Source organism: Streptomyces sp. MB09-02B (genome assembly GCF_033794485.1).
In the GTDB taxonomy this organism is placed as follows: domain Bacteria; phylum Actinomycetota; class Actinomycetes; order Streptomycetales; family Streptomycetaceae; genus Streptomyces.
Genome location: NZ_JARGEE010000800.1, coordinates 1 through 1,854, shown reverse-complemented (window position 1 = coordinate 1,854; position 1,854 = coordinate 1). Strand labels below are relative to the sequence as shown.

General features: G+C 70.6%; 3 protein-coding genes. 1 reads left to right on the top strand and 2 read right to left on the bottom strand.

The window, feature by feature from the left end; all coding sequences use genetic code 11:
* A partial coding sequence (locus P1P70_RS44185; RefSeq protein ID WP_319248077.1) for a biotin carboxylase N-terminal domain-containing protein occupies positions 1 to 364 on the bottom strand: 364 nt, incomplete at its 3' end.
* A gap of 396 nt (positions 365 to 760) precedes the next feature.
* On the opposite strand from P1P70_RS44185, the gene P1P70_RS44180 reads away from it, so the two are divergent.
* On the top strand, positions 761 to 1,255 hold the full coding sequence (locus P1P70_RS44180) for a hypothetical protein (protein WP_319248076.1): 495 nt from the start codon (positions 761 to 763) through the stop codon (positions 1,253 to 1,255).
* A 9-nt stretch (positions 1,256 to 1,264) separates the two neighbouring features.
* Here the strand turns inward: P1P70_RS44180 and P1P70_RS44175 are convergent.
* On the bottom strand, positions 1,265 to 1,854 hold a 590-nt coding region (locus P1P70_RS44175; protein ID WP_319248074.1), incomplete at its 5' end, for a nucleoside triphosphate pyrophosphatase.

The window sequence follows — 1,854 nt, the reverse complement described above, 5'->3', positions numbered from 1 at the left end:
CGATGTGACGGGCCGCCACCTTGTCACCCAGGTCCCGGATGGCCTGCGGCGGCGGGCCGATCCAGATCAGGCCCGCGTCCAGCACCGCCTGCGCGAACTCCGCGTTCTCCGAGAGGAACCCGTAGCCCGGGTGGACCGCGTCGGCGCCCGCGTCCTTCGCCGCCTGCAGGACCTTGCCCATGTCCAGGTAGCTGGTCGCCGGAGTGTCACCGCCCAGGGCGAACGCCTCGTCCGCGGCCCGCACATGCAGCGCGTCCCGGTCCGGATCGGCGTACACGGCCACGCTCGCGATCCCGGCGTCCCGGCACGCCCGGGCGACGCGGACAGCGATTTCGCCTCGGTTGGCGATCAACACCTTGCGCACGATGGCTCCCTCTCCTTGAAACAAGCCGAGTTTAGGGACTGCCGACACGGCGTTTCGACCCGTCCACAATGGTGAGCTTGCCCACACGGAGCGTGAATCGAGGCTCACTCAACCTGCGAAATCCCTTGTCGCACAGCATGGCGCAGGACTCCACGCGAAAACCCTAGCCCTCTGATGTGGTCAAGGTCTCTGTGCGGCCGCGCTGCGGCCGGTTGGGTTTCTTTGTGGAGTCCCTACTAATGGCCCAACGATTCTTTGCTCTCGTATGAACCCTTGTCCCGAGGTTTACCCGTTAGTAGCGTTCGCGATGTCTCGAACACCTACCTGGGGTAACGAGTGGGTGTGCGGGGGAGTGCGTCGAGAGCGGCAGTGCGAGAGCGGAAGTGGGTGGGGCCGGTGATCCGCAGACCGGTGGCGGTACTGACGGCGATCGTGCTGTTCGTGGAGGGGCTCGGGATCGCCGGGGTCCAGTGGCTCCTCGGCACCGTCGTCGACCGGCAGAAGATGTCGCTCGCCGGGCTGGATCCCGACGCGATGTCCGTCTCCACGAAGGCCGGAGGTGTCCTCTTCGGCCTCTACTTCGTCTTCTGCGGAGTCGTCGCGCTGCTCGTGGCGCTGCGCGACCGGCCCCCCGCCGGGCTCGGCAGGATCCTGCTCATCAGCATGGCCGTCGTGCACGGGCTGCTCGGGGCCCTCACCGTGGGGCTGGTCGGGTGGGGCGCGTTCGCGTTCATGATGGTGGTGCTGGGGCTGCTGCTGCTCACGCTGATGACGTACGACCGGCAGGACGGGGTCGCTGACGCCGTGCCAGGTGGGCCCGCCGGCGGCGCGGGCGGAGTCGGCGGCGGGGGGCCGGAGCAGGCCGCCCCGGCCGCACCCGGTGCTTCCTGAGGGCTCGCGTCAGTCGGCGCGGGGGGCCCACAGGTCGGTGATGGCCACGTCGAGTCGGGCCAGCAGGCGGCGGAGCAGGGGCAGGCTGATGCCGATGACGTTGCCGTGGTCGCCGTCGATACCGTCGATGAACGGCGCCGAGCGGCCGTCGAGCGTGAACGCCCCGGCGACGTGGAGGGGCTCGCCCGAGGCCACGTACGCGGCGATCTCCTCGTCCGTGGGGTCGCCGAAGTGGACGACCGTGGAGGCGGTCGCGGAGGTGTAGCGGCCGGTGGCGGTGTCGTAGACGCAGTGGCCGGTCTGGAGGGTGCCGGCGCGGCCGCGCATGGACTTCCAGCGGGCGGTGGCCTCCTCGGCGTCGGCGGGCTTGCCGAGGGCCTCGCCGTCGAGGTCGAGGACCGAGTCGCAGCCGATGACGAGGGCGCCCTTGACCTCCGGTCTGGCCGCCACGACCGATGCCTTGGCCTCGGCGAGGGCGAGGGCCAGGTCGGCGGGCGTGGGGGCGGTGACGGCGTCCTCGTCCACTCCGCTGACGATCACCTCGGGGGTGAGGCCGGCCTGGCGCAGGAGGTTCAGGCGGGCGGGGGACTGGGAGGCGA